The 23,094-nt window shown below is 66.5% G+C and carries 18 protein-coding genes; 7 read left to right on the top strand and 11 right to left on the bottom strand.

Going from position 1 to position 23,094, the window contains the following annotated elements; all coding sequences use genetic code 11:
- Positions 1–22: 22 nt before the first annotated feature.
- The 5 genes from U1737_RS13920 to U1737_RS13900 form a co-directional block, all read right to left on the bottom strand.
- On the bottom strand, positions 23–1,798 hold the full coding sequence (locus U1737_RS13920; RefSeq protein WP_332797180.1) for an SLC13 family permease: 1,776 nt from the start codon (positions 1,796–1,798) through the stop codon (positions 23–25).
- 69 nt (positions 1,799–1,867) lie between these two features.
- Positions 1,868–4,588 (bottom strand): methionine synthase, encoded by a 2,721-nt coding sequence (gene metH / locus U1737_RS13915; protein ID WP_332797179.1) that lies wholly within the window; start codon positions 4,586–4,588, stop codon positions 1,868–1,870.
- Positions 4,589–4,697: 109 nt separating this feature from the next.
- Positions 4,698–5,756: a homocysteine S-methyltransferase family protein gene (locus U1737_RS13910; protein WP_332797178.1), complete on the bottom strand. Its 1,059-nt coding sequence runs from the start codon at positions 5,754–5,756 to the stop codon at positions 4,698–4,700.
- A 103-nt stretch (positions 5,757–5,859) separates the two neighbouring features.
- Positions 5,860–6,816, bottom strand: a complete 957-nt coding sequence (metF, locus tag U1737_RS13905; RefSeq protein WP_332797177.1) for a methylenetetrahydrofolate reductase — start codon at positions 6,814–6,816, stop codon at positions 5,860–5,862.
- Entirely contained in the window at positions 6,813–7,766 is a 954-nt protein-coding gene (locus tag U1737_RS13900) for an ArsR/SmtB family transcription factor (RefSeq protein ID WP_248523032.1), read from the bottom strand. Before U1737_RS13900 ends, metF begins: the two co-directional genes overlap by 4 nt.
- Positions 7,767–7,956: 190 nt before the next feature.
- Between U1737_RS13900 and U1737_RS13895 the strand changes: the two genes are divergently transcribed.
- The 3 genes from U1737_RS13895 to U1737_RS13885 all read left to right on the top strand — a co-directional run bounded on the left by U1737_RS13895 (position 7,957) and on the right by U1737_RS13885 (position 9,641).
- A complete protein-coding gene (locus U1737_RS13895; protein WP_332797176.1) occupies positions 7,957–8,328 on the top strand; it encodes a hypothetical protein in 372 nt (123 codons plus the stop codon).
- 114 nt (positions 8,329–8,442) lie between these two features.
- Positions 8,443–8,697 (top strand): hypothetical protein, encoded by a 255-nt coding sequence (locus U1737_RS13890; RefSeq protein ID WP_332797175.1) that lies wholly within the window; start codon positions 8,443–8,445, stop codon positions 8,695–8,697.
- Entirely contained in the window at positions 8,694–9,641 is a 948-nt protein-coding gene (locus tag U1737_RS13885) for an aldo/keto reductase (protein ID WP_332797174.1), read from the top strand. The genes U1737_RS13890 and U1737_RS13885 overlap by 4 nt, the downstream gene beginning before the upstream one ends.
- 153 nt (positions 9,642–9,794) lie before the next feature.
- Here the strand turns inward: U1737_RS13885 and U1737_RS13880 are convergent, their stop codons facing one another.
- The 4 genes from U1737_RS13880 to U1737_RS13865 are packed head-to-tail and all read right to left on the bottom strand — an operon-like array spanning position 9,795 to position 15,745.
- Positions 9,795–10,109 carry a hypothetical protein gene (locus U1737_RS13880; RefSeq protein ID WP_332797173.1) on the bottom strand — a complete coding sequence of 105 codons (315 nt, stop codon included), beginning with the start codon at positions 10,107–10,109 and terminating at the stop codon, positions 9,795–9,797.
- 48 nt (positions 10,110–10,157) lie between these two features.
- A complete protein-coding gene (locus U1737_RS13875) occupies positions 10,158–12,266 on the bottom strand; it encodes a S9 family peptidase (RefSeq protein ID WP_248523028.1) in 2,109 nt (702 codons plus the stop codon).
- Positions 12,263–14,332 carry a prolyl oligopeptidase family serine peptidase gene (locus U1737_RS13870; RefSeq protein ID WP_332797172.1) on the bottom strand — a complete coding sequence of 690 codons (2,070 nt, stop codon included), beginning with the start codon at positions 14,330–14,332 and terminating at the stop codon, positions 12,263–12,265. The genes U1737_RS13875 and U1737_RS13870 overlap by 4 nt, the downstream gene beginning before the upstream one ends.
- Before the next feature lie 42 nt (positions 14,333–14,374).
- Complete coding sequence (locus tag U1737_RS13865) at positions 14,375–15,745, bottom strand: cytochrome P450 (protein ID WP_332797171.1); 1,371 nt, start codon at positions 15,743–15,745, stop codon at positions 14,375–14,377.
- A gap of 105 nt (positions 15,746–15,850) precedes the next feature.
- On the opposite strand from U1737_RS13865, the gene U1737_RS13860 reads away from it, so the two are divergent.
- Complete coding sequence (locus tag U1737_RS13860) at positions 15,851–16,630, top strand: SDR family NAD(P)-dependent oxidoreductase (RefSeq protein WP_248523026.1); 780 nt, start codon at positions 15,851–15,853, stop codon at positions 16,628–16,630.
- Positions 16,631–16,837: 207 nt separating this feature from the next.
- On the opposite strand, the gene U1737_RS13855 is transcribed toward U1737_RS13860, so the two are convergent.
- Positions 16,838–18,457 (bottom strand): choline dehydrogenase, encoded by a 1,620-nt coding sequence (locus U1737_RS13855; RefSeq protein WP_332797170.1) that lies wholly within the window; start codon positions 18,455–18,457, stop codon positions 16,838–16,840.
- A 57-nt stretch (positions 18,458–18,514) separates the two neighbouring features.
- Entirely contained in the window at positions 18,515–19,087 is a 573-nt protein-coding gene (locus U1737_RS13850; protein ID WP_248523024.1) for a TetR/AcrR family transcriptional regulator, read from the bottom strand.
- Between the two features lie 102 nt (positions 19,088–19,189).
- Here U1737_RS13850 and U1737_RS13845 point away from each other — a divergent pair, with 102 nt between their 5' ends.
- Genes U1737_RS13845 through U1737_RS13835 form a run of 3 tightly spaced genes read left to right on the top strand, consistent with a single transcriptional unit; the run spans position 19,190 to position 23,075 of the window.
- Entirely contained in the window at positions 19,190–20,443 is a 1,254-nt protein-coding gene (locus tag U1737_RS13845) for an acetyl-CoA C-acetyltransferase (protein ID WP_248523023.1), read from the top strand.
- A complete protein-coding gene (locus U1737_RS13840) occupies positions 20,443–21,981 on the top strand; it encodes an acyl-CoA synthetase (protein WP_332797169.1) in 1,539 nt (512 codons plus the stop codon). Before U1737_RS13845 ends, U1737_RS13840 begins: the two co-directional genes overlap by 1 nt.
- Positions 21,978–23,075: an acyl-CoA dehydrogenase family protein gene (locus tag U1737_RS13835; RefSeq protein ID WP_248523021.1), complete on the top strand. Its 1,098-nt coding sequence runs from the start codon at positions 21,978–21,980 to the stop codon at positions 23,073–23,075. Before U1737_RS13840 ends, U1737_RS13835 begins: the two co-directional genes overlap by 4 nt.
- Positions 23,076–23,094: the final 19 nt, after the last annotated feature.

The raw sequence follows: 23,094 nt of genomic DNA, 5'->3' as shown, positions 1-23,094 counted from the left end.
GGGGAGGATCGTTAGGTCCCGTTCAATGCATCGGCCAGACCGCGACGATCAGCGGCGTGCCGACCAGCAGCACCAGCAGCGACAGCGGTGCGCCCAGTCTCGCGTAATCGCCGAACTTGTACCCCCCCGGCCCCATCACCAGCGTGTTGCACTGGTGCCCGATCGGCGTCAGGAAATCGCACCCCGCCCCGACCGCGGTCGCCATCAGGAACGCCTCGGGCCGGAACCCGAGATCGCCCGCGAAGGTCGCCGCGATCGGCGCCATCACCAGCACGGTCGCGGCGTTGTTGAGGAACGGCGTTACGGCCATCGCCGCCGCCAGGATCAGCGCAACCGCGCCCCAGGGCGGCAAGGTCGCCGCGGTCGAAGACAGCCACGTCGCGATCACCTCCGACGCGCCGGTGGTACGCAGCGAATCGCTGACCGGAATCAGCGCGCCGAGCATGATCAGGATCGGCCATTCGACATGGTCGTACGCCTCGCGCACCGGCAGCACGCCGGTCGCCATGATCAGCCCCGCCGCGGCGAAGAACGCGACCGCCACCGGCACGAACCCCAATGCGGTCGCGCTCATCGCCACCGCGAGGATGGCGATCGGCAGCCAGCTCCGCTTCGACACGCCGAGCCGCATCTCGCGCTGCGCCAGCGGCAGACAGCCGAGATCGCGCAGCTTGCTGGGCAATTGTTCGAGCGGGCCCTGCAGCACCAGCACGTCGCCGGCCCGCAATTCGGTGTTGGCGAGGCGCCGCGAGAGATGCTCGCCCTGCCGCGAGATCGCGATCAGATTGACGCCGTAGCGGGCCTGCAACGCGAGCCTCGCCGCGGTTCGACCGACGAGTGGCGAATCCTGCGCGATCACCGCCTCGATCACGCCGACCTCGTCATCGTCGTCCTCGTCGGCCTTTTCGCGGTCCTCGCCTTCCAGCTTCAGCCGGTCGCGCGCGATTACCCGTTCGAGCGCATCGGGCTCTCCGCCGAGGATCAGCGTGTCGCCGGCGCGCAGATGCGTGTGGTCTTGCGGCGCGCTGCGCATCCCGGCGCGCAGGATCCGGGTGATCGTCACCTCGCGGTCGTGGCGGTCGAGGAACGCATCGACGGTCTCGTCGACCGCGGGCGAGCCGTCGGGGATCATCGCCTCGGTCACATACCCCTTGATGTCGAGCGCCTCGCCCATCGTCGGCGCGGCACGGCGATCGCGCGGCAGCAGCCGGTACGCGAACCGGAGGTAGATCAGCCCCATCAGCGTCAGCCCGAGCCCGACCGGCGCATAGTCGAACATCCCGAACGGATGCCCGGTCATCTGCTCGCGCACGCGGCTGACGATGATGTTCGGCGACGTCCCGACCAGCGTGATGAGCCCGCCGAGCAGCGATGCCGACGCCATCGGCATGAGGAAGACCGAGGGCGAGGTGTCGTTCTTCTTCGCCATCTGGAACGCGGCGGGCATCAGCATCGCCAGCGCGCCGATGTTCTTGACCAGCGCGGAGGCGAACCCGACCGACGCGGTCAGCAGCAGCAATTGCGAACGGACCCGCGTCACCCGCTTGGCGAACTTGGCGAGCGCGCGTTCGATGATGCCCGAGCGCTGCACCGCCGCCGAGATCACCAGCGCCGAGCCGACGATGATGACGATATCGTCGGAGAAGCCCTTGAACGCCTCCTTCGGGCTGACGATGCCGAGCGCGATGCTGGCGAGCAGCGCGAGGATCGCGGTGACGTCGTAGCGGAACCTGCCCCAGACGAAGAGTGCCATCATCCCGAACAGCGTGGCGATCGAAAGATACTGGGGAACGGTCATCGGGTCTCCGCATGTGGACCCATGGTAAGCGCAGGCTCGCGGCGGTTGTTCCGCGCGCGAGCCCGGACCTTAGTCGAGATTAGGACGAAGCCAGCGTTCCGCGGTCTTGAGGTCCGCGCCACGGCGTGCGGCGTAATCCTCGAGCTGGTCGCGACCGACCCGCGCCACGCCGAAATACTCGGCCTGCGGGTGGCCGAAATAGAAGCCCGAAACCGCCGCGGTCGGGAACATCGCGAAGCTTTCGGTCAGTTCGAGACCGGTCGCGGTCTCGGCATCGAGCAGGTCGAACAGGATCGGCTTGAGGCTGTGGTCCGGGCACGCGGGGTAACCCGGTGCCGGCCGGATACCGCGATACTGTTCCTTGATCATCGCCTCGTTGGTGAGCTGCTCCCCCTCGGCATAGCCCCACAGGTCGGTGCGGACATGCTTGTGCAGCCGTTCGGCGAACGCTTCGGCGAAGCGGTCGGCGAGCGCCTTGAGCAGGATGTCGTTGTAATCGTCATTGTCCGCCTTGAAGCGCGCGATGTGGTCGTCGATCCCGTGGATGCCGACCGCGAAGCCGCCGAACCAGTCGTCCTGGGTGTCGACGAAATCGGCGAGACACATGTTGGCGCGGCCCTCGCGCTTGGCGATCTGCTGGCGGAGCATGGGTAATCTATATTCCTCCCCGGCACGGGGAGGGGGACCATCCGCAGGATGGTGGAGGGGGGCCTCCGCGAGCGGGGCGCTGTGTTGCACGCCCCCTCCACCGCTGCGCGGTCCCCCTCCCCGTGCCGGGGAGGATACAAGTACATCATCCCCTTCGCGCCGCGCCGGCCACAGCCCCGCAACCCCGCGCGGCGTCAGCCACTTCTCGGCGACGATCGTATCGAGCATCGCCTGCGCGTCCGCATATAGCGCGCTCGCGCTCTCGCCGACCACCTCGTCGGTCAGGATCGCCGGGAAATTCCCCGCCAGCTCCCACGCACGGAAGAACGGCGTCCAGTCGATATAGTCGCGCAGGTCGGACAGGTCCCAGTCCGAAAACACATGCACGCCAGGCTTCACCGGCGCGGGCGGCTTGAGCGAAAAGTCCGCCACGAACTTGCGCTCCCGCGCGGTCGCCAGCGGCAGCAATTCGCTCTGCCCCTTGTTCGCGCGCGAGATCCGCACCGCTTCGTATTCGTCCGCGGTCTTCGTCACGAACTCGTCGCGGATCGTGTCCGACACCAAGGTCGACGCCACACCCACGGCCCGGCTCGCATCGAGCACATGCACCACCGGCCCGTCATACGCCGGCGCGATTCTGAGCGCGGTGTGGACCTTCGACGTCGTCGCGCCGCCGATCAGCAGCGGCATCGTCATCCCCGCCCGCTTCATCTCCTCGGCCACCGTTACCATCTCGTCGAGCGAGGGCGTGATCAGCCCGCTCAGCCCGATCATATCCGCATCGTTCTCGTTCGCGGCCTCCAGGATCTTCGACCACGGCACCATCACGCCGAGATCGACCACGTCGAAGCCGTTGCACTGCAGCACCACGCCGACGATGTTCTTGCCGATGTCATGCACGTCGCCCTTGACGGTCGCCATGATGATCTTGCCCTTGCCGCGCGCGCCGGGCTCCTTGGCCGCCTCGATATACGGCAGCAGATGGGCCACCGCCTTCTTCATCACGCGCGCCGACTTCACGACCTGCGGCAGGAACATCTTGCCCGATCCAAACAGGTCGCCCACCACGTTCATACCGTCCATCAGCGGGCCTTCGATGACCTCGATCGGGCGCCCGCCATTGCCGGCGATGATCAGCCGCGCTTCCTCGGTATCCTCGACGACGTGGAGGTCGATGCCCTTCACCAGTGCATATTCGAGCCGCTTGTTCACGCCCAGCGAGCGCCACTCCGCCGCCGCCTTCTCGGCGACCACGTCGGTGCCGCGATAGCGTTCGGCAAGCGCCACGAGGCGGTCCCCGGCCTCGGGATCGGTGTTAAGCACGACGTCCTCGACCGCCTTGCGCAATTCGGGATCGATGTCGTCATAGATGTCAAGCTGGCCGGCGTTGACGATCGCCATATCCATGCCCGCGGGGATCGCGTAATATAGGAACACGCTGTGCATCGCCCGGCGCACCGGTTCGTTGCCGCGGAACGAGAAGCTGAAGTTCGACAGCCCGCCCGAGATGTGGACATGCGGGCAGCGCGCCTTGATCTCCTTGCACGCCTCGATGAAGTCGACGCCGTAGTTGTTGTGCTCCTCGATCCCGGTCGCGACCGCGAACACGTTGGGATCGAAGATGATGTCCTCGGGCGGGAAACCGATCCCGACGAGCAGCTTGTACGCGCGCTCGCAGATCTCGACCTTGCGGTCCTTGGTATCGGCCTGCCCGACCTCGTCGAACGCCATCACCACGACGGCGGCGCCGTACGCCATGCACTTCTTGGCCTGCGCCAGGAACTGCTCTTCGCCTTCCTTCATGCTGATCGAATTGACGATCGGCTTGCCGCTGACGCACTTCAGCCCGGCCTCGATCACGCTCCATTTCGAGCTGTCGACCATGAACGGAATGCGCGCGATGTCGGGTTCGGCGGCGATCAGTTTCAGGAAAGTCGTCATCGCGTGGTGCGCGTCGAGCAGCCCCTCGTCCATGTTGACGTCGAGCACCTGCGCACCGCTCTCGACCTGCTGGCGCGCGACCTCGACGGCGGCGGGATAATCTCCCGCCATGATCAGCTTCTTGAAGCGCGCCGAGCCGGTGACGTTGGTGCGCTCGCCAATGTTGACGAAGGAGGAGGAGGAAGTCGTGGTCGTGGTCATCGCAATCCAAATTCCGTCACCCCAGCGGAAGCTGGGGTATCGTGGTGACAGGTCACTCCCTCACCACCGGGAGATCCCAGCTTTCGCTGGGATGACGTCAAATCTCAGGTCAGGCCGCCATCGTGAACGGTTCGAGGCCGGCGAGCTTGGTCCGCACCTCCGGCCGCGCAACCGCACGTGGTTCAAGCCCGCGCACGCCATCGGCCATCGCCTTGATATGCGCCGGCGTCGACCCGCAGCAGCCGCCGAGCACGTTGACCTGCTTGGCCACCGCCCACTCGCCGACCAGCCCAGCCGTCGTCTCGGGCTGCTCGTCATACTCGCCGAGTTCGTTGGGCAGGCCGGCATTGGGATAGATCATGATCAGCGTGTCCGCGATCGCGCTCAGCGTCTTCACATGCGGACGAAGCTGCTCCGCGCCGAACGAGCAGTTCAGCCCGATCGTGATCGGCTTGGCATGCCGGACCGCGTGCCAGAACGCCTCGACCGTATGCCCCGACAGGTTACGCCCGCTGAGATCGGTCAACGTCATCGACATCATGATCGGCACGTCGCGGCCGAGCGCGTCGCCCGCCTCGATCGCGGCCATGATGCCGGCCTTGGCGTTGAGCGTGTCGAACACCGTCTCGATCAGGATGAAGTCGACGCCGACCCCCTCGCCGCCTTCCAGCAGCGCGTCGATCTGCTCGCGGTACACGCCCTTGAGATAATCGAAGTCGATCTCGCGATAGCCGGGATCGTTGACGTCTGGCGACAACGACAGCGTCTTGTTGGTCGGCCCGATCGCGCCGGCGACGAACCGCGGACGGCCGTCCTTCGCCTCGTATTCGGTGGCGAGCGCACGCGCGATCCGCGCGGATTCGACGTTGATCTCGCGCACCAGATGCTCGGCGCCGTAATCGGCCTGCGAAATGACGTTCGCGCTGAACGTGTTGGTCGAGACGATGTCCGACCCGGCCTCCAGATATTCGCGCGTGATCGTTTCGGGGACTTCCGGCTTGGTGATCGCCAGGATGTCGTTGTTGCCCTTCTGGTCGTGGCTCAGGCCAAGCGAGCCCGCATAGGCAGCCTCGTCGAGCTTCCAGTTCTGGATCTCGGTACCGAACGCGCCGTCGGTGATCAGGATGCGCTTGGCGGCTTCCGCGTTGAATCGTTCACGTGGTGTCATCGTACCTATCCCCGTCATCCCAGCGAAAGCTGGGATCTCGTGCCGCGAGGGCACGCTGTATTACCGTGAGACCCCAGCTTTCGCTGGGGTGACGGATTGTTCGTCAGGCCGCGGCGACCTTTGTCGCAGGTTTCGCGCGCACACCGAGCATGTGGCAGATCGCGTACGCCAGCTCCGCGCGGTTGAGCGTGTAGAAGTGGAAGTCCTTCACGCCCCCCGCGTAGAGCCGCCGGCACATCTCGGCCGCGATCGTCGCCGCCACGAGCTGCCGCGCCGAAGGATGATCGTCGAGCCCCTCGAACAACCGGTCCATCCATGCCGGGATCTCGGCCCCGCACAGTCCCGCGAACTTCCGCGTCTGCGCAACGTTCGACACCGGCAGGATACCCGGCAGGATCTGCGCGGTGATCCCTGCGGCTGCAACCCGGTCGCGAAACCGGAAATACGCTTCGGGCGAGAAGAAGAACTGCGTGATCGCGCGGCTCGCACCGGCATCGATCTTGCGCTTCAGATTGTCGATATCCGCGTCGTGACCGCCCGATTCAGGATGGCATTCCGGATACGCCGCGACCGAAATCTCGAACGGGTGCAGCTTCCGCAACCCAGCAACCAAGGCCGCGGCATTCTCATACCCGCCCGGATGCGCCTGATATGGCTGGCCGAGCGTCGGCATGTCGCCACGCAACGCGACGATGTGGCGCACGCCTGCTGCCCAATATTCCTCGGCAACCTGGTCGATCTCGGCCTTGGTCGCCTCGACGCAGGTCAGGTGCGCCGCCGCGTTCATCGACGTCTCGCGCTGGATCCGCGCGACCGTTGCATGCGTCCGCTCGCGCGTGGAACCGCCCGCGCCATAGGTGACCGACACGAAATCGGGACCGAGCGGCTCCAACGTGCGGATCGCCTCCCAGAGTTGCGTATCCATCTTATCGCTTTTCGGCGGGAAGAATTCGAAGCTGATACCGACATCGCCCGCCAGATCCGCGAACAGCGGTTCCTCGAGCGCGCGGCGCGCTTCGGTCGGGTTGGGGGCCAATTGGGAAATCGAAGAATTCGTCATGCCGCCTTCACCTCACGCAAGCTCGCGCCGATCTTTCGGCCGAGCCATAGTTTCACCGTCAACTCACCGCCCTCGAGCGTCTCCACGCGCGCCGTCTGCAAGCCCGCCGCCTCGAACCACGCCGCCATCTGATCGTCCGCGAAGCCGAGCCGCGTATGCGCATCGCGCACCCGCAATTCCTCGCGGTCGTGGCTGGCGAAATCGGCGATCAGCAAGCGACCGCCTGGCGCCAGTACCCGCGCGGCCTCGCTCACCGCAGCGCCCGGCTGCTGCGCGAAATGCAGCACATGGTGCAGGATAGCGACGTCCGCCGCCGCATCCGCCATCGGCAGCGCGTACAAATCCGCCTGCCGCAATTCCGCGTGGGTCATGTCGTGCAGCTTGGCGCGCGCCAGCCGCAGCATTTCCGAACTGCGATCGATCCCGAGCGCGACCGTAGCCCGCCCGCCGAACAGTTCGAGCATCCGCCCGGTGCCGGTCCCGATGTCGATCAGCGTCCCGATCGGCGCGTCACCCAGTACCGCGGCCATCGCCGTCTCGACCTCGCTGTCGGCGACATGCAGCGACCGGATCGCGTCCCACTCGTCGGCATGCCCCTCGAACCACGCCGCCGCCGAGGCCGCCCGGTCGGCGCGCACCGCGGCCAGACGCGCCGCATCCGCGACCGCCCAATGGTCCGGCTCCGCCTTTGCCCAGGCATCGAGCGCCGCCGCGACCGGCTCGACCGAAGCGGGCCTGCCCAGTGCCACGAACACCCAGCTGCCCTCCTTGCGACGCTCCGCTAGCCCGGCATCGCACAGGATCTTCACGTGGCGGGAGACACGCGGCTGGCTCTGCCCGAGCACCTGCGCGAGTTCGCCGACCGACAGCTCCATCCGCCGCAACAAAGCGAGCATCCGCAGCCGGGTCGCGTCCGCCAGTGCACGGAATATTTCGAGCGCCATCGTCATGACAGGTCATATAAAGATTTCTTTATATGAGGTCAACGCGGGCGTAAGCGTCTGCGACTTATCGCATCGTGCGCGATCGTGACGGATCGGAAACGCTCGACCGGCGTTCGATTGCGCTATGGGCCAGACGTTTGCTGGTCCACAAGGCGATGCCCGTCCGGGCCGAAGCCGATTTACGGGAGTAGATAGTATGAAGAAGTTCCTGATCCCCGCCCTGGCGCTCACCGCCGGTCTCGCCGCCTGCAGCAACAACGCGCAGGACCAGACCGCACAGGCCGCCAACGCGATCGCCGCCGACGCCAGCGCGACCACGGCCAACGCCGTCGACGACGTCAGCGCCGCCAGCGACCGCGCCCTCGGGTCGGCCGAGCGCTCGCTCGACAACACCGGCGCCAAGCTCGACAACGCCACCGACAACCTCGACGTCAAGGCCGACCGCGCCGGTGACCGGATCGAAGCCGGTGCCGACCGCGCAGGTGCCTCGATCGCCAACGGTGCCGACCGCGCCGCCGACGCCACCGGCAACGCGCTGACCCGCGCCGGCAACGCGATCAAGGACTAAGCCTTGCCAAGGCGCCCCCACCTCCCCGTCATCCCAGCGGACGCTGGGACCTCCCGGTTAGGCTCACGACGACCTACACGGAGAGATACCAGCTTTCGCTGGCATGACGGTGTGATGGTGGGGGCGCTGTTTGCTGTTTCCACCCTCGCGGCCTGCTCACCGGCCAGCGAACCCGGCGCCGTCACCGCCGACGAAGCGCACCAGTTGAACGAAGCCGCCGCGATGCTCGATGCTAACAGCGTCGACCTGAACGCGATCGCTGCCGCTCCTGGCGATACAGAGCTACCCTCGAATCCCGAACTACCCTCGAATCCCGAACTACCCTCAAATCCCGAACTACCCTCGAATCAAAGCGATCAGACTCGATGACCCTTCGCCGCCTCGGCTCGACCGATCTGAAGATCGCCCCCCTCGTCCTCGGCGGCAACGTGTTCGGCTGGACCGCCGACCGCGCCGCCAGCTTCGCCGTGCTCGACGCGTTCGTCGCCGGTGGCGGCACGATGATCGACACTGCAGACGTGTATTCGGCGTGGGTCGACGGTCATAAGGGCGGCGAGTCCGAGAGCATGATCGGCGAATGGCTGAAGGCCAGCAACAAGCGCGACGACGTGCTGATCGCGACCAAGGTCGGCATGCTCCCCGGCGAAGGCGGCGAGAAGCTCGCCCCCGCGCGCATCGCCGCGGCCGCCGAAGCCTCGCTCAAGCGCCTCGGCACCGATCGCATCGACCTGTATTACGCGCACCAGGACGACGATTCGCAGACGCAGGACGCCGTCCTCGAAGCGTTCGGTAAGCTGGTCGATGCGGGGAAAGTCCGCGTGATCGGCGCATCGAACTTCCACGCCGCCCGCCTCAAGTCCGCGGTCGAGGCCGCGAAGACGTCGGACCTGCCGCGCTATCATGTGCTTCAGCCCGAATATAACCTCGTCAGCCGGACCAAGTTCGAAGGCGAACTGCAGGATTACTGCGTCACTGAGAATATCGGCGTGCTGCCCTATTACGGTCTCGCCTCGGGCTTCCTCACCGGCAAGTACCGGACTAAGGACGATCTCGGCCAGAGCGTTCGCGGCGGCCGGATGGGCGAATTGCTCGAAGGCAAGGGCAAGACCGTGCTCGACGCGATGGATGCAGTCGTCGAAGCCACCGGTGCGACGCACGCACAGATCGCATTGGCTTGGCTCATCGCACAGCCGGGCGTGACGGCGCCGATCGCCAGCGCCACGAGCGTGAAGCAGATCGAGGACCTGCTGCCAGCGATGACGCTGGACCTGACCAAGGACCAGCTCGACGCCCTTACCGAAGCTGGCGCCTGACCCCACGATCCTCCCCCGCCAGGGGGAGGTGGCTGGCCCTCGTCAGACGGAGGGGGAGGCAGGCGAAACGTCTGGCCCGTATCCTCCCCCTCCGTCACCTTCGGTGCCACCTCCCCCTTGCGGGGGAGGATCATCACCGGGCGGCGGATCCTATTACGATCCCCAAGGGCTCGCCGTCTTGGGCACCGACACACCCGGCGTCTTCGCGGAAACGCCATCCAATCCGGCGAGCGGCAACGCATCCGCCGCATTCCCGCTCGCGACCGGCACCGACACCAATATCGCGATATCCGCCGCCGTCTCCGGATCGGTCAGCCGGTGGACGACATCGCGCACCGTCGCCACCTCCCAACCATCGTCATACGCGATTGCGATCTTGTGACCGACCGCCGGCAGCGCATCGAACGCGTAATCCTCCTGCCGATCTGCCGCAGCCCAGCTCGCGCCCATGAAAATCCGAACCAGCATCCGCGTACCTTCTCGTTTAGATCCGGCACCGCTCGGAGTGCCGGTTCGTTATTTAGCCAGCCCAAGTTGTTGCAGCATGAACGCCTGCCACTCGGAATTCTGGCGATAGCGCTCGAACCGGCCGGACTTGCCGCCATGCCCCGCCTCCATGTTCACCCGGAACAGCAGCGGGTTCGTGTCGGTCTTCAGTTCGCGGAGCTTGGCGACCCATTTGGTCGGCTCGTAATATTGGACCTGGCTGTCCCATAGCCCGGTGCCGACATACAGCGCCGGATACGCCTTCGCCTTGACGTTGTCGTACGGCGAATAGCTCAGCATGTAATCGTACGACGCCTTCTGCGCGGGGTTGCCCCATTCGTCATATTCGAACGTCGTCAGCGGGATGGACGCGTCGAGCATCGTCGTGACGACATCGACGAACGGCACCTGCGCGATGATCAGCTTGTAATCCGTCGGCGCCATGTTCGCGACGCCGCCCATCAGCAGCCCGCCCGCGCTGCCGCCCATCGCCGCGACGCGGTCCTTGGCGGCGTATTTCTGCGCGACGAGATAGCGGGTGACGTCGATGAAGTCGGTGAAGCTGTTCTTCTTGTTGAGCAGATGCCCGTCGTCATACCAGCCGCGGCCCATCTCCTGCCCGCCGCGGATATGCGCGATCGCGTAGACGACGCCGCGGTCGAGCAGGCCGATCCGGCCCGGGTCGACGGCGGGGTCGCTCGATATCCCATAGCTGCCATAGGCGTATTGGAAGAGCGGCGCGGTGCCGTCGCGCTTGGTGCCCTTGGCGTAGACCAGCGACACGGGAATCCGCGTGCCGTCTCGCGCGGGTGCCCAGACGCGTTCGGTGACGTATTTTGCGGGGTCGTAGCCCGGCACCGGCGCGACCTTCAGCACGCGCCGCTCGCCGGTCTTCGCGTTGACCTCGTAGGTCGTCGTCGGCGTGACGAGCGATCCATAGGTGTAGCGAACCCAAGGCGTCGCCGTCTCCTCATTGACGTCCAGCGACATCCGATAGGCAGGTTCGTCGGCGGTCACCGCGGTCGACTTGCCCGCATCGCTCAGCACCCGGATCATCCGGTTGCCGCCCTCGCGCTGGTCGATCGCGACGAACCCGTCGAACGGCTTGAACCCCTCGATGAAGACGGTGTCACTGGCGGGCGTGAGGTCGCGCCAAGCCGCCGTGCCCTTGGCCAGATCGGCGTCGGCAACGGTGACGAGCTTGTAGTTCTTCGCGTCCTTGTTGGTGCGGACGATCCAGCGATTACCGATATGATCCGCGCTATAGCGAAACTCGCGTGCCCGCGGTGCGACGATCGTGAAATTCGTCGGTGCAGCGGCCGGTGCGCAGCGTTGCTCGTCGCTGACCGTGCTGCCGACGCCAATGCAGACGAACTTGTCGTCGGACGTGCGCGAGACCTCCATCGAATAGGTGTCGTCCTTTTCTTCGTACAGCAACCGGTCGCTGGCGACGGGCGTGCCGAGGACGTGTGCCTTCACGCGGTAGCCGCGGAGCGTGACCGGGTCCTTCTCGACGTACAGCAACGTCTTGTTGTCGTCCGCCCAGACGACGTTCGGCTCGATGTTCGAGAGCGTGTCGGCGATCGTCGCGCCGGTCGTAAGGTCCTTCACCTTGAGCACATATTGCCGTCGCCCGACGGTGTCCTCGGCCCAGGCGACGCGGGCGTTGTCGGGGCTTACCGCCCAGTCGCTCAGCGCGAAGAAGCTGTGGCCCTTCGCCATCGCCGGCTCGTCGAACAGCGTTTCGGCGGGCGTGGTGCGGCTTCCCTTGCGGCGCTCGAGGATCGGGTAATCCGCGCCGGTCTGGAACCGCGAACCGTAATAATAGCCGTTCTTCGCATACGGCACCGAACTGTCGTCCTGCTTGATATGCGAAACGGTCTCTTCATACAGCTTGGCCTGAAGCGGCTTCAGCGACGCGAGTTGCGCATCGGCATAGGCGTTCTCCGCGGCGAGATAGGCGAGCATCTCGGGGTTCTTCCGCGTGTCGTCGCGCAGCCAGTAATAATCGTCCTCACGCGCGCCGTTGGGCGACGTCACCTGGAACGGCTTCTTCGCAACGCGCGGAGGCTGGACCTGCGCGACCGCCGCGGTCGAGACCAGCGCCACGCCGGCAAGCATCATGTACCGTATCGTCATTGTGCTGCTCCCTGCGCCGTTGCTGCTGCCGGCTTCCGATATCGATCGAACCAGGCAATGATCGCCGATGCCTTGGCCGCGGATTGTGACGGGCGGGCGGCGAGGCCACCGTGGCTCGCGCCCGGCACCTTCACCAGCGCTGTAGGGACGCCGCGGATCTGGAGCGCCGCATAATATTGCTCGGATTCGCTGACCGGCGTTCGGTAGTCGTCGCCCCCGACCACGACCAATGTCGGTGTCTTGACGTTGCCGACGATGCTCAGGGGCGAGCGGTTCCAATAGCTCATCGGATCCTCCCACGGCAGCTTGGTGAACCAGTAGCGCGAGGTGAACAGCGTGTTGTCCATCGTCAGCGCCTCGCTGATCCAGTTGATCACCGGCTTCTGCGTCGCGGCGGCCTTGAACCGGTCGGTCTTGCCGACGATCCACGCGGTCAACAGCCCGCCGCCCGATCCGCCGGTCACGAACAGATTGTCGGGATCGGCCGTGCCCTCCGCGATCGCCGCGTCGACCGAGGCGATCAGGTCGTCGTAATCGGCCGCCGGATAGGTCTTGTCGATCAGGTTCGCGAACTCGGCCCCGTAGGAGGTCGAACCGCGCGGGTTGGTCCACAGCACCGCATAGCCAGCCGCGGCGTAGAGCTGCATGTCGGTCGCGAAACCGGGGCCGTAAGCGGCGTTCGGACCGCCGTGGATCTCGAGGATCAGCGGCACGCGCTGCCCTGCGACACGGCCCGGCGGGGTGGCGAGCCATGCGTCGATCGGGCGACCATCGGGCGCGGTCACCGCGATCTTCCGGACCTGCGCGAGCGCCTTCGATCCGGTCAGCACGGCGTTGAGCGTCGTCAGCCGCCGCGGCTTACCGCCGGCCAGCACCCAGACGTCGGCAGGCGCGCTCGCATCGCCGCCGGTATAGGCGATCGTGCCGCCCTTCGAGACGGAGAACTCGCCGCCGGTATAGGGCCGGTCGAGCCCGCCGCCCGCGACATTGTCGATCAGCGGCGTGACGCGACCGTCGACGCCAATGCGCGCGACGCGGCGCTGGCCGTGGTCGTCATAGCTCGCATACAGGCTACGGCCATCGGCGGACCACACCGCGTCGTCGATCGCGCGGTCGAGCGTGGCGGTCAGCGAACGTGGCGAGGCGGCGTCGCGGTCGCCGACATAGAGCTGCGTGTTCTCGTAGCTGCGGCGCTTGTCGTCGAAACCGAGCCACGCGATCTTCGAGCCATCCGGCGACACGCGGGGCTGCGCATCGGGACCGTCACGCGTCGTCAGCGTCCGCATCGTGCCGCTGGTCGCATCGACCGCGATCACGTCGGAGTTCATCACCTGGCGGTCAGCGGCGGGTCCGCGGATCGCGGCGAAGACGATGCTGCGGCCATCGGGCGTCCACGACAGCGGGCCGCCGTCGTCGAACTTGCCGTAGGTGAGCTGCCGAGCCGCGCCGCCGTCCGCACCGACCACGAACAGATGGTCGTAGCCCGGCTTCACATAGCCCGGCCCGTCGTTGCGGTAGTTGACGCGGTCGATGATCGTCAGCGGCTCGGCCCATTTCGCGCCCTCGGGCTTGGGCGGCTGCGTGCCGAGCTTGGTCCCCTCGCCCGCTACGGTGGCGATGTAGGCGAGCTTGGTCCCGTCCGGCGACCAGGCAAGCGCTTGCGGATCGCCGGGGAAACTGGTCACGCGCGCGCTCTGCGCACCGCCGATCCAGCGGACGAACAGCTGCGATCCCTCGCCGTCGCGGGCGGCATAGGCGATCCTTGCCCCGTCGGGCGACCAGCGCGGGCTGCTGCCGTCGGTCGCGAACGGGGTCTGGCGACCGCTCGCGACGTCGATCAGCCAGAGCGACGATTGCATCTTGTCGGTCATCACGTCGCCGGTGCGGCGGACATAGACGATCGTCTTGCCGTCCGGACTGATCTGCGGATCGGCGGCGATCGTCAGGCCGAACAGGTCGCTGCCGGTGAAGCTGCGCGTCGGGCCGTCCGGCGTGGGCGCGGCCGGCTGTTGCTGGGCAAAGGCCGGCGTCGCCGCGAGCAGGAGTATAGCTAGGGTCAAGCGCAACGGGCGGCTCCTTCGAATGAACCGCGTTACGATGACACATTATTACGTGGAGGCAAGCGGTACGAACGTCACCGGCAAACCGTCCTTCGGGCGGGGGATCGGGAAGACCTGCCACGCGTCGCCGCTGCCCGCTGCCGCCTCGATCCGGTAGCGCGTGAGCAGGTGTGCGATCAGCAGCCGCATCTGCATCGTCGCGAAGTGCAGCCCGATGCACATATGCGCGCCGCCGCCGAACGGCACCCACGCGAACCGGTGGCGGCCCTTCGATGCTTCGGGCGTGAAGCGGAGCGGGTCGAACCGCTCGGGATCGGGCCAATATTCGGCCATGTGATGCGTAAAGGTGATGCCGACGCCGACGCTGGTCCCCGCCGGAATGTCATACCCGCCGAAACTGAAAGCCTTCAGTGCTCGACGCGGGATCGACGGGACGGGTGGCATCATCCGCAGCGATTCCTTGAACGCATATTCGGTGAGGATCAGGCGATCGAGTTGCTCGGTCAGCGGCACGGCGGGATCGAGAGCGGCGACTTCCTCGCGCAGCCGCTCCTGCCAGTCCGGGTTGCGCGCGAGCAGCATGACCAGGCTGGTCGCGGACGAGGTTATGGTATCGTGCGCCGCCATCATGAGGAAATTCATATGGTCGGCGATCGCCAGCGCGGTCAGCGGCGCGCCGTCGTCATCGGTCGCGCGGCAGAACTGCGAGAAGAAATCCTGGCCGTTGCCGGCGCGTCGCGCGGGGATCTCGCGCTCAAAGAAATCGAGCAGATAGGCGCGTGCCTTGACGCCCTTGCGCATCTGCGTGCCGGGCCAGGGCTTGCGGATCGGCGAGACGCTCGCCTGTACCTCGTCGACGAACGCCTGGTTGATCCGGTCGGCCTCCGCCCCGAGCGGCACGCCCAGGAAACTGGTCGCGGCGAGATCGAGCGTGAGCTTTTTCACCACGTCGTAGAAGCGCAATGTCTGCCCAGACCAGCCGCCGATCGCCGCCTCGATTCCCGCATCGAGTTCGGTCGCGTAATGCCGCATCGGTTCAGGCTTGAAGGCGACCGACAACGTCTTCCGGTCGGCGCGATGCTTGTCGAAGTCCATCAGCATCAGGCCGCGCGGGAACAGCAAATTGAGGATCGGTCCCCAGCCCTGTTCGGACGAAAAGATCTTATCGCGGTCGAACAGGATCAGCTCGTTCGCGTCGGGGCCGAGCAGCATCAGGCCGGTCCCGCCGAGCGCGGTGTTGCGATAGACCGGCCCGAACCGCGCCACCATGCCGCGCGAAAACCCGATCGGATCGGCGAGCATCTTGAAGGTGTTGCCGAACAGCGGAAGGCCGTCGTCGCCGGGAATATGATCGAGCGCGCCCTTGGGCTGGCGTGGCAACCAATGCGGGCTGGCGTTCTGCAACAGCGCTTCAGTCATCGTCGGATCCCCGTGCGACATGCCGGCTTGGCAAGCTGCGAATACGAGCATAACTAATGTTCTGCAACCGGGGCGCGGATCCCGGGGCTTTGACAGGAGAGATGCATGGACCTCGCAAACAGTGCTGCCGTGGTGACCGGCGGCGCGTCGGGATTGGGCGCGGCGACCGCGCGCGCGCTGGCCGCCAAGGGGGTGAAGGTGGCGATCTTCGACCTTCAGGCGGACAAGGGCGAAGCGCTCGCCGCGGAGATCGGCGGGGTGTTCTGCAAGGTCGACGTGACGTCCGACGACAGCGTCGATGCGGGGTTCGCGGCGGCACGCGCGGCGCATGGGCAAGAGCGGATCCTGGTCAATTGTGCGGGGACCGGCAATGCCGCGAAGACCGCTGGGCGATCGAAGCAGGACGGTTCGATCAAGCACTTCCCGCTCGATGCGTTCGACCGGATCATCCAGATCAACCTGGTCGGCACGTTCCGCTGTCTCGCCAAATCGGCGGCGGGAATGCTGACGCTGGAACCCGGCGAGGATGGCGAGCGCGGCGCGATCGTTAACACGGCCAGCGCCGCGGCCGAGGACGGCCAGATGGGGCAAGCCGCGTACTCTGCTTCAAAGGCCGGCGTGGTCGGCATGACCCTGCCGATCGCGCGCGACCTGATGAGCGAGGGGATCCGGGTGAACACGATCCTGCCTGGGATCTTCGATACGCCGCTGCTGGCCGCCGCGCCGCAACAGGTCCGCGATGCGCTGGCGGCGTCGGTGCCGTTTCCCAAGCGCTTGGGGCGGCCGGAGGAGTTTGCGGCACTCGCGCTGACGATGATCGAATGCGGGTATTTCAACGGCGAGGACGTGCGGCTCGATGGCGCGATCCGGATGGCGCCTCGGTGATCTAATCCGCCCTCACCTTTCCCACGGCGATGAGTGAGGATGCGGCCGGCTAGGCGGTCAAGTTCTTGTCCTCCCCCGCCAGGGGGAGGTGGCTGGCCCTTGCCAGACGGAGGGGGAGAAAAAGGAAACGCCTGTTCCGTGTCCTCCCCCTCCGTCACCTGCGGTGCCACCTCCCCCTGGCGGGGGAGGATACAAATACCGACCGTGCTAGGCCGCGCGCGCCAATTGCCGCCCCTTGATCATGTCCGCCGCCTTCTCCGCGATCATGATCGTCGGCGCGTTGGTGTTCGAGCCGATCAGCGTCGGCATCACCGAGGCGTCCACCACCCGCAGGCCCTCCAACCCGCGCACCGCGAGCGTCGCGTCGACCACCGCCATGGTGTCGTCAGCCGTGCCCATCTTGCAGGTGCCGATCGGGTGGTAGATCGTCTCCGCGGTCCGTCGGACCCAGGCGTCGATCTCGTCGTCAGTCCGCACATCCTCACCCGGCGACAATTCCCCCGCCCGGTACGGATCGAGCGCCGCCTGCCGCGCGACCTCACGACCGATCCCAACGCACGCCCGCATCACCCGCCGATCCTCCGCCGTCGCGAGGTAGTTCGCGACGATCACCGGATCGGCGAAAGGATCGGCCGAGCGCAGCCCGATCCGCCCGCGGCTCTCCGGCCGCAACTGGCACAGGTGCAGCGTGAAGCCGTCCTCGGTCGCCTTCACCTTGCCATGGTCCCGCATGATCGCGAGCACCGCGTGGATCTGTACGTCGGGCCGCGACAGCCCCTCGCGCGATGACACGAACGCGCCCGCCTCGAGGAATTGCTGCCGCCCTGCCCCCTTGCCGCGCAACAGGTAATTGAGGCCGACGCCGATCATGCCGACACCCTTGGTCATCGCATAGCCGGTCCGCAGCCCGCTCGATTTCCAGTTCATCACGACGTCGAGATGATCCTGCAGGTTCTCGCCGACACCGGGCAGCGAATGGACGACACCGACCCCCGCCGCGGTCAGCCGATCCGGATCGCCGATCCCCGACAGTTGGAGGATCTGCGGCGACTGCACCGCCCCCGCGCACAACAGCACTTCGCGCGTCGCGGTCACCGACTCTGCCCGCACGCCCTTGTCGAGCACATAGTCAACGCCGGTCGCACGCCCCTTGTCGATCCGGATCCGCGTCGTCCGCGCTCCCGTCACGCAGGTCAGGTTACGCCGCGCCAATACCGGCCGAAGATACGCTGCCGCAGTGCTCCAGCGCTTGCCGTCCGCGACGGTCAGGTCGTAGCGGCCGAAGCCCTCCTGGCTCGCGCCGTTGAAATCCTCGGTCACCGGATAGCCGGCCTGCCGCCCCGCCTCGACTAATGCGTCGTAGAACGGACTGTCGGACTCTCCGCCGGAGATCGTCAGCGGCCCCCCGCCGCCATGCAGATCGCACTCGCCGCGATGATGCCCTTCGAGCCGCTTGAAATACGGCAGCACGTCGTCGAACGACCAGCCGGGCAAGCCCATCTGCCGCCACTCGTCGTAATCCTGCGGGTGGCCCCGCGTGTAGATCATGCCGTTGATCGACGAACTCCCGCCCAGCCCCTTGCCGCGCGGCCACCACAGGCGGCGGTTGTCGAGATGCGGCTCGGGCTCGGTCGAGAAGCCCCAGTTGCTCGCATTCTTGCTCTTGATCAGCTCCCCGACGCCCGCGGGCATCCGCACCAGCACGCCGTCGTTGCGCCCGCCCGCCTCGAGCAGCAGCACCGACACATCGGGGTCCTCGGTCAGCCGCGCGGCGAGCACGCAGCCGGCAGAGCCCGCGCCGATAATTACGTAGTCATACGTCTGCATACCCGCATCCTCCTCATAACGCTCCGCTTTTTTTCGGAGTCGCATCACCGCGATACGCTAGCGCTCGCACAGTAGCGTAAGCAACCCGTTGCGCAGCACGCCGCGATCGAGTCCCTCGACCGGATGCACTTCGCTCAGGCCCACGGCGAGCAGCGCATAGCCGCGAATCCCCGCTTCGACGGAATCGAAACCGTGCGCGGTCAGTTGCTCGACGAGGAACGCCATCACCTTGTCGTCATGCTCGCGGATCGCCGCCGCCGCGCGCGCGTCGCTCTTCGCCCAGGCGCGCATCGCCAGCGCGAGCTGCGACATGTCGTGATCGCGGACATGCTCGGCGAACGCGCGGATCCGCTCGACCGGCGCGAGGTCCGATGCGGTCAGCGACGCCAGCAACGGATCGATCTGCGCCTCCGCAAAATACGATGCGAGCGCCGCGTGATAGCCGTCGAAATCCTTGAAATGGTGATAGAAACTGCCGGTCGACGCCCCCGCCGCCTGCGCGAGGCTGCGGAGTTTCAGCGCGCGAAGACCACCGCTCTTTAGCAACGCCTGCCCGATCTCCAGCCAGTCGCGCGGCGCCAGATCCGCGCGGGGTGCAACGGCGTGTTCAATCGATACCGTGCTTGACAAGCCACTCTCCATAACGAATGTTACGTCGGAACGAAGCCGGACGCAATCCGGCATCAGGCACCACGACCGCACCAAAGCGGCGGGTGTAACAGGAGAGAGAGTGTGGCCGAGGCATTGATCATCGACGCCGTCCGTACCCCGCGCGGGATCGGCAAGACGGGCAAGGGCGCGCTCGCGCACATGCACCCGCAACATCTCGCCGCGACCGTTCTCAAGGCAATTGCCGAGCGAAACAAGCTCGATACCGCCGATGTCGACGACATCATCTGGTCGACCTCGACGCAGCGTGGCGAGCAAAGCGGCGATCTCGGGCGGATGGCCGCGCTCGATGCGGGCTATGACGTCAAGGCGAGCGGGACGACGCTCGACCGGTTCTGCGGCGGCGGGATCACCGCGGTGAACTTCGCGGCGGCGCAGATCATGAGCGGGATGGAAGACCTCGTCATCGCCGGCGGGACCGAGATGATGTCGCTCACCACGACGATGATGCAGGACGACATGGCGGCGGGCAAGCGGCCGCTCGGGATCGGCTCGGGCAACGCCAGGCTCGACGCCGCGCATCCGCAGTCGAACCAGGGCATCTGCGCCGATGCGATCGCCAGCATCGAGGGGATCGACCGCGAAACGCTCGAAGCGCTCGGGCTCGAAAGCCAGCGCCGCGCCGCGGTGGCGATCGCCGAAGGGCGGTTCGATCGCAGCCTCGTCCCCGTCACCGATGCCACCGGCGCATTGGTGCTGGAGAAAGACGAATATCCGCGCCCCGACACCACCGCCGAGGGCCTCGCCGCACTGCGCCCCTCGTTCGCCGGGATCGCCGACGTGCCGCTCGACGACAAGGGCACCACGTATCGGAAGCAGATCAACCGCCGCTATCCCGACGTCGATATCAAGCACGTCCATCACGCCGGCAATTCCTCCGGTGTAGTCGATGGCGCCGCCGCGATCCTGCTCGCCAGCGCTGAGTACGCCGCCAAGCACGGGCTGAAACCCCGTGCGCGGATCGTCGCGATGGCGAACATGGGCGACGATCCGACGCTGATGCTCAACGCCCCCGTCCCCGCGGCGCGGAAGGTGCTGGCGAAGGCCGGGTTGACGGTCGACGACATCGACCTGTGGGAGATCAACGAGGCGTTCGCGGTGGTCGCCGAGAAGTTCATTCGCGACCTGAAGCTCGACCGCGACAAGGTGAACGTCAATGGCGGCTCGATCGCGCTGGGCCATCCGATCGGCGCGACCGGCGCGATCCTGATCGGGACGATATTGGACGAACTCGAACGCCGCGACCTGAAGCGCGGGCTCGTGACGATGTGCGCGGGCGGCGGGATGGCCCCGGCGATCATCATCGAGCGCGTCTGATGCATCCCGTCGCGCATGCGCTGACGACGCCCGACAAGCCCGCCTACATCATAGCGGCGACGGGCGAGACGGTGACGTATCGCGACCTCGACATACGCGCGAACCAGGGTGCGCATCTGCTCCGGTCGCTGGGGCTGAAGCGCGGCGACGGCATCGCAGTGCTGATGGACAATTCGCCGCGCTATCTGGAGGTGATGTGGGCGGCTGAACGGACCGGCGTCTACTGCACCTGCCTCTCGTCGAAACTGACCGCGGGCGAGGCGGCGTACATCATCCGCGACGGCGATTGCCGGGTGCTGATCGTGAGCAAGGGATGCGCCGAGGTTGCGGCGGCACTGGTTCCGATGCTCGACGACGTGCGGCGCTACGTCGTCGACGGCGCGATCGACGGGTACGCGGCGTACGAAGCCGCGCGCGACGCGATGCCGCCAAACCCGATCGCAGACCCGTCACCCGGCGGCATCCTGCTCTATTCCTCGGGCACCACCGGCAAGCCCAAGGGCGTCAAGCACGCACTGTCGGACGAGCCGTTCGGGACCAACGTCTCGCCGCTCGTGATGCTCGGCAAGGGGCTGTACGGGTTCACGCCCGAGATGGTCTATCTCTCGCCCGCGCCGCTGTATCACGCCGCGCCGTTGCGCTGGTCGATGGCGGTGCATCAGGTCGGCGGCACCGTCGTCGTGATGGAGCATTTCGACCCGGAAGCCGCGCTCGCCGCGATCGAACGGTTCCACGTCACGCATGCGCAATGGGTGCCGACGCACTTCATCCGCCTGCTCAAACTGCCGACCGAAGTCCGCGCCCGCTACGACGTATCGTCGCTGAAAGCGGTGTGGCACGCCGCAGCCCCCTGCCCGCTCCCGGTCAAGCAGGCGATGATCGACTGGTGGGGCCCGATCATCGGCGAATATTACGCCGGCACCGAAGGCAACGGGTTCTGCGCAATCTCCAGCACGGAGTGGCTGACGCACAAGGGCTCGGTCGGCCGCAACCTGACCGCGCAGACGATGATCTGCGACGAGGATGGCAACGCGTTGCCACCGCGTGCGGAAGGCGACGTCTATTTCGCGGGCGGCGGCGGGTTCGAATATCACAACGATCCCGCCAAGACCGCGGAAGCCGCCAACGCACATGGCTGGACGACGCTCGGCGACGTCGGGTGGCTCGACGAGGAGGGCTATCTCTACCTCACCGACCGCAAGAGCTTCATGATCATCTCGGGCGGCGTGAACATCTATCCCGCCGAGATCGAGAATTTGCTCGTCACGCACCCGAAGGTCGCCGACGTCGCGGTGATCGGCGCGCCGGACGACGAGATGGGTGAGCAGGTGGTGGCGATAATCTGCCCCGCCGACCCAACCGAAGACCGCACGCAACTGGCGGCCGAGCTCAGCGCTTTCGCCCGCGCGAACCTCAGCCATGTGAAAGCGCCGCGCCGGATCGACTTCCGCGAGACGCTGCCGCGGCACGAGACGGGGAAACTCTACAAGCGCCTGCTCCGCGACGAATATTGGGCGCATTCGAAGGAGTCCGCATGAACTTCGATTATTCCGACGACCAGAAATTCCTCAAGGACGAAGCACGCAAGTTCCTCGGCGCGCATTGCGGCAGCGACCGCGTCCGCGCAGTTCTCGACGATCCCGCCAAAGCCTATGACGCGACGCTCTGGAAAGCGGTGGCCGCGCAAGGCTGGCTCGGCGCGGCGATCCCCGAGGAGTTCGGCGGGCTAGGCCTCGGCCATATCGAACTTTGCGCGATTGCCGAGGAACTGGGGCGAGCCTGCGCGCCGATCCCGTTCGCCTCGACCGTCTATTTCGTCGCCGAAGCGCTGATGCTCTACGGCAGCGACACCCAGAAAGTCCGATGGTTGCCGAGGATCGCGGCGGGCGACGTCATTGGCGCGTTCGCGACGTCGGAAGGTGCCGGCCCGGTCACCGCACGCTCGGTCCGCACCACCGTCTCCGGCGGCACACTTACCGGCGAGAAGATCCCCGTCACCGACGGCGACGTCGCCGACCTGATCGTCGTCCTCGCGCGCGACGGCCTCTACCTAGTCGAGCAGGGCGCGGGCGTTACCACAGAAGTCCTCGAAACCCTCGACCCGACCCGCAGCGCCGCTCGCCTCACCTTCACCGACGCGCCTTGCGAAAGGCTCGGCACCGACGACGGCATCGCCGCGATGCAGGCGGTGTTCGATCGCGCGGCCGTCCTCCTCGCATTCGAACAACTGGGCGGCGCGGATTGCTGTCTCGATATGGCAAAGGGCTATGCGCTCGATCGCTACGCGTTCGGCCGCCAGATCGGCGGGTACCAGGCGATCAAGCACAAGCTCGCCGACATGTACGTCAAGAACGAACTCGCGCGCTCGAACGCCTATTACGGCGCGTGGGCGCTCAATGCAGGCGCCGCCGAACTGCCGCTCGCCGCCGCCACCGCGCGCGTTGCCGCGTCCGACGCCTATTGGTTCGCGTCGAAGGAGAACATCCAGACGCATGGCGGAATGGGCTTCACCTGGGAGTCCGACTGCCACCTCCATTACCGCCGCTCGCGCCAGCTCGCGCTCGTCGCCGGCAGCCCCGCCGCGTGGCGCGAACGCCTCGTCGGCCAACTCGAAATGCGCAACGCCGCCTAGCTGGGCCGCCTGAAAGGAC

This window comes from Sphingomonas fucosidasi (assembly GCF_036663855.1).
GTDB lineage: Bacteria > Pseudomonadota > Alphaproteobacteria > Sphingomonadales > Sphingomonadaceae > Sphingomonas > Sphingomonas faeni_B.
The sequence above is the reverse complement of the archived record's forward strand: the minus strand, read 5'-3'. Positions and strand labels throughout refer to the sequence as shown.

What these genes read in the sequence shown, in the direction of transcription:
- U1737_RS13910 (WP_332797178.1), bottom strand. Translation starts at nt 5,756, where the DNA reads ATGACACCACGTGAACGATTCAACGCGGAAGCCGCCAAGCGCATCCTG.
- U1737_RS13920 (WP_332797180.1), bottom strand. Translation starts at nt 1,798, where the DNA reads ATGACCGTTCCCCAGTATCTTTCGATCGCCACGCTGTTCGGGATGATG.
- U1737_RS13880 (WP_332797173.1), bottom strand. Translation starts at nt 10,109, where the DNA reads ATGCTGGTTCGGATTTTCATGGGCGCGAGCTGGGCTGCGGCAGATCGG.
- U1737_RS13865 (WP_332797171.1), bottom strand. Translation starts at nt 15,745, where the DNA reads ATGACTGAAGCGCTGTTGCAGAACGCCAGCCCGCATTGGTTGCCACGC.
- metH (WP_332797179.1), bottom strand. Translation starts at nt 4,588, where the DNA reads ATGACCACGACCACGACTTCCTCCTCCTCCTTCGTCAACATTGGCGAG.
- U1737_RS13895 (WP_332797176.1), top strand. Translation starts at nt 7,957, where the DNA reads ATGAAGAAGTTCCTGATCCCCGCCCTGGCGCTCACCGCCGGTCTCGCC.
- U1737_RS13890 (WP_332797175.1), top strand. Translation starts at nt 8,443, where the DNA reads ATGGTGGGGGCGCTGTTTGCTGTTTCCACCCTCGCGGCCTGCTCACCG.
- U1737_RS13860 (WP_248523026.1), top strand. Translation starts at nt 15,851, where the DNA reads ATGGACCTCGCAAACAGTGCTGCCGTGGTGACCGGCGGCGCGTCGGGA.
- metF (WP_332797177.1), bottom strand. Translation starts at nt 6,816, where the DNA reads ATGACGAATTCTTCGATTTCCCAATTGGCCCCCAACCCGACCGAAGCG.
- U1737_RS13855 (WP_332797170.1), bottom strand. Translation starts at nt 18,457, where the DNA reads ATGCAGACGTATGACTACGTAATTATCGGCGCGGGCTCTGCCGGCTGC.
- U1737_RS13900 (WP_248523032.1), bottom strand. Translation starts at nt 7,766, where the DNA reads ATGACGATGGCGCTCGAAATATTCCGTGCACTGGCGGACGCGACCCGG.
- U1737_RS13840 (WP_332797169.1), top strand. Translation starts at nt 20,443, where the DNA reads ATGCATCCCGTCGCGCATGCGCTGACGACGCCCGACAAGCCCGCCTAC.
- U1737_RS13835 (WP_248523021.1), top strand. Translation starts at nt 21,978, where the DNA reads ATGAACTTCGATTATTCCGACGACCAGAAATTCCTCAAGGACGAAGCA.
- U1737_RS13875 (WP_248523028.1), bottom strand. Translation starts at nt 12,266, where the DNA reads ATGACGATACGGTACATGATGCTTGCCGGCGTGGCGCTGGTCTCGACC.
- U1737_RS13885 (WP_332797174.1), top strand. Translation starts at nt 8,694, where the DNA reads ATGACCCTTCGCCGCCTCGGCTCGACCGATCTGAAGATCGCCCCCCTC.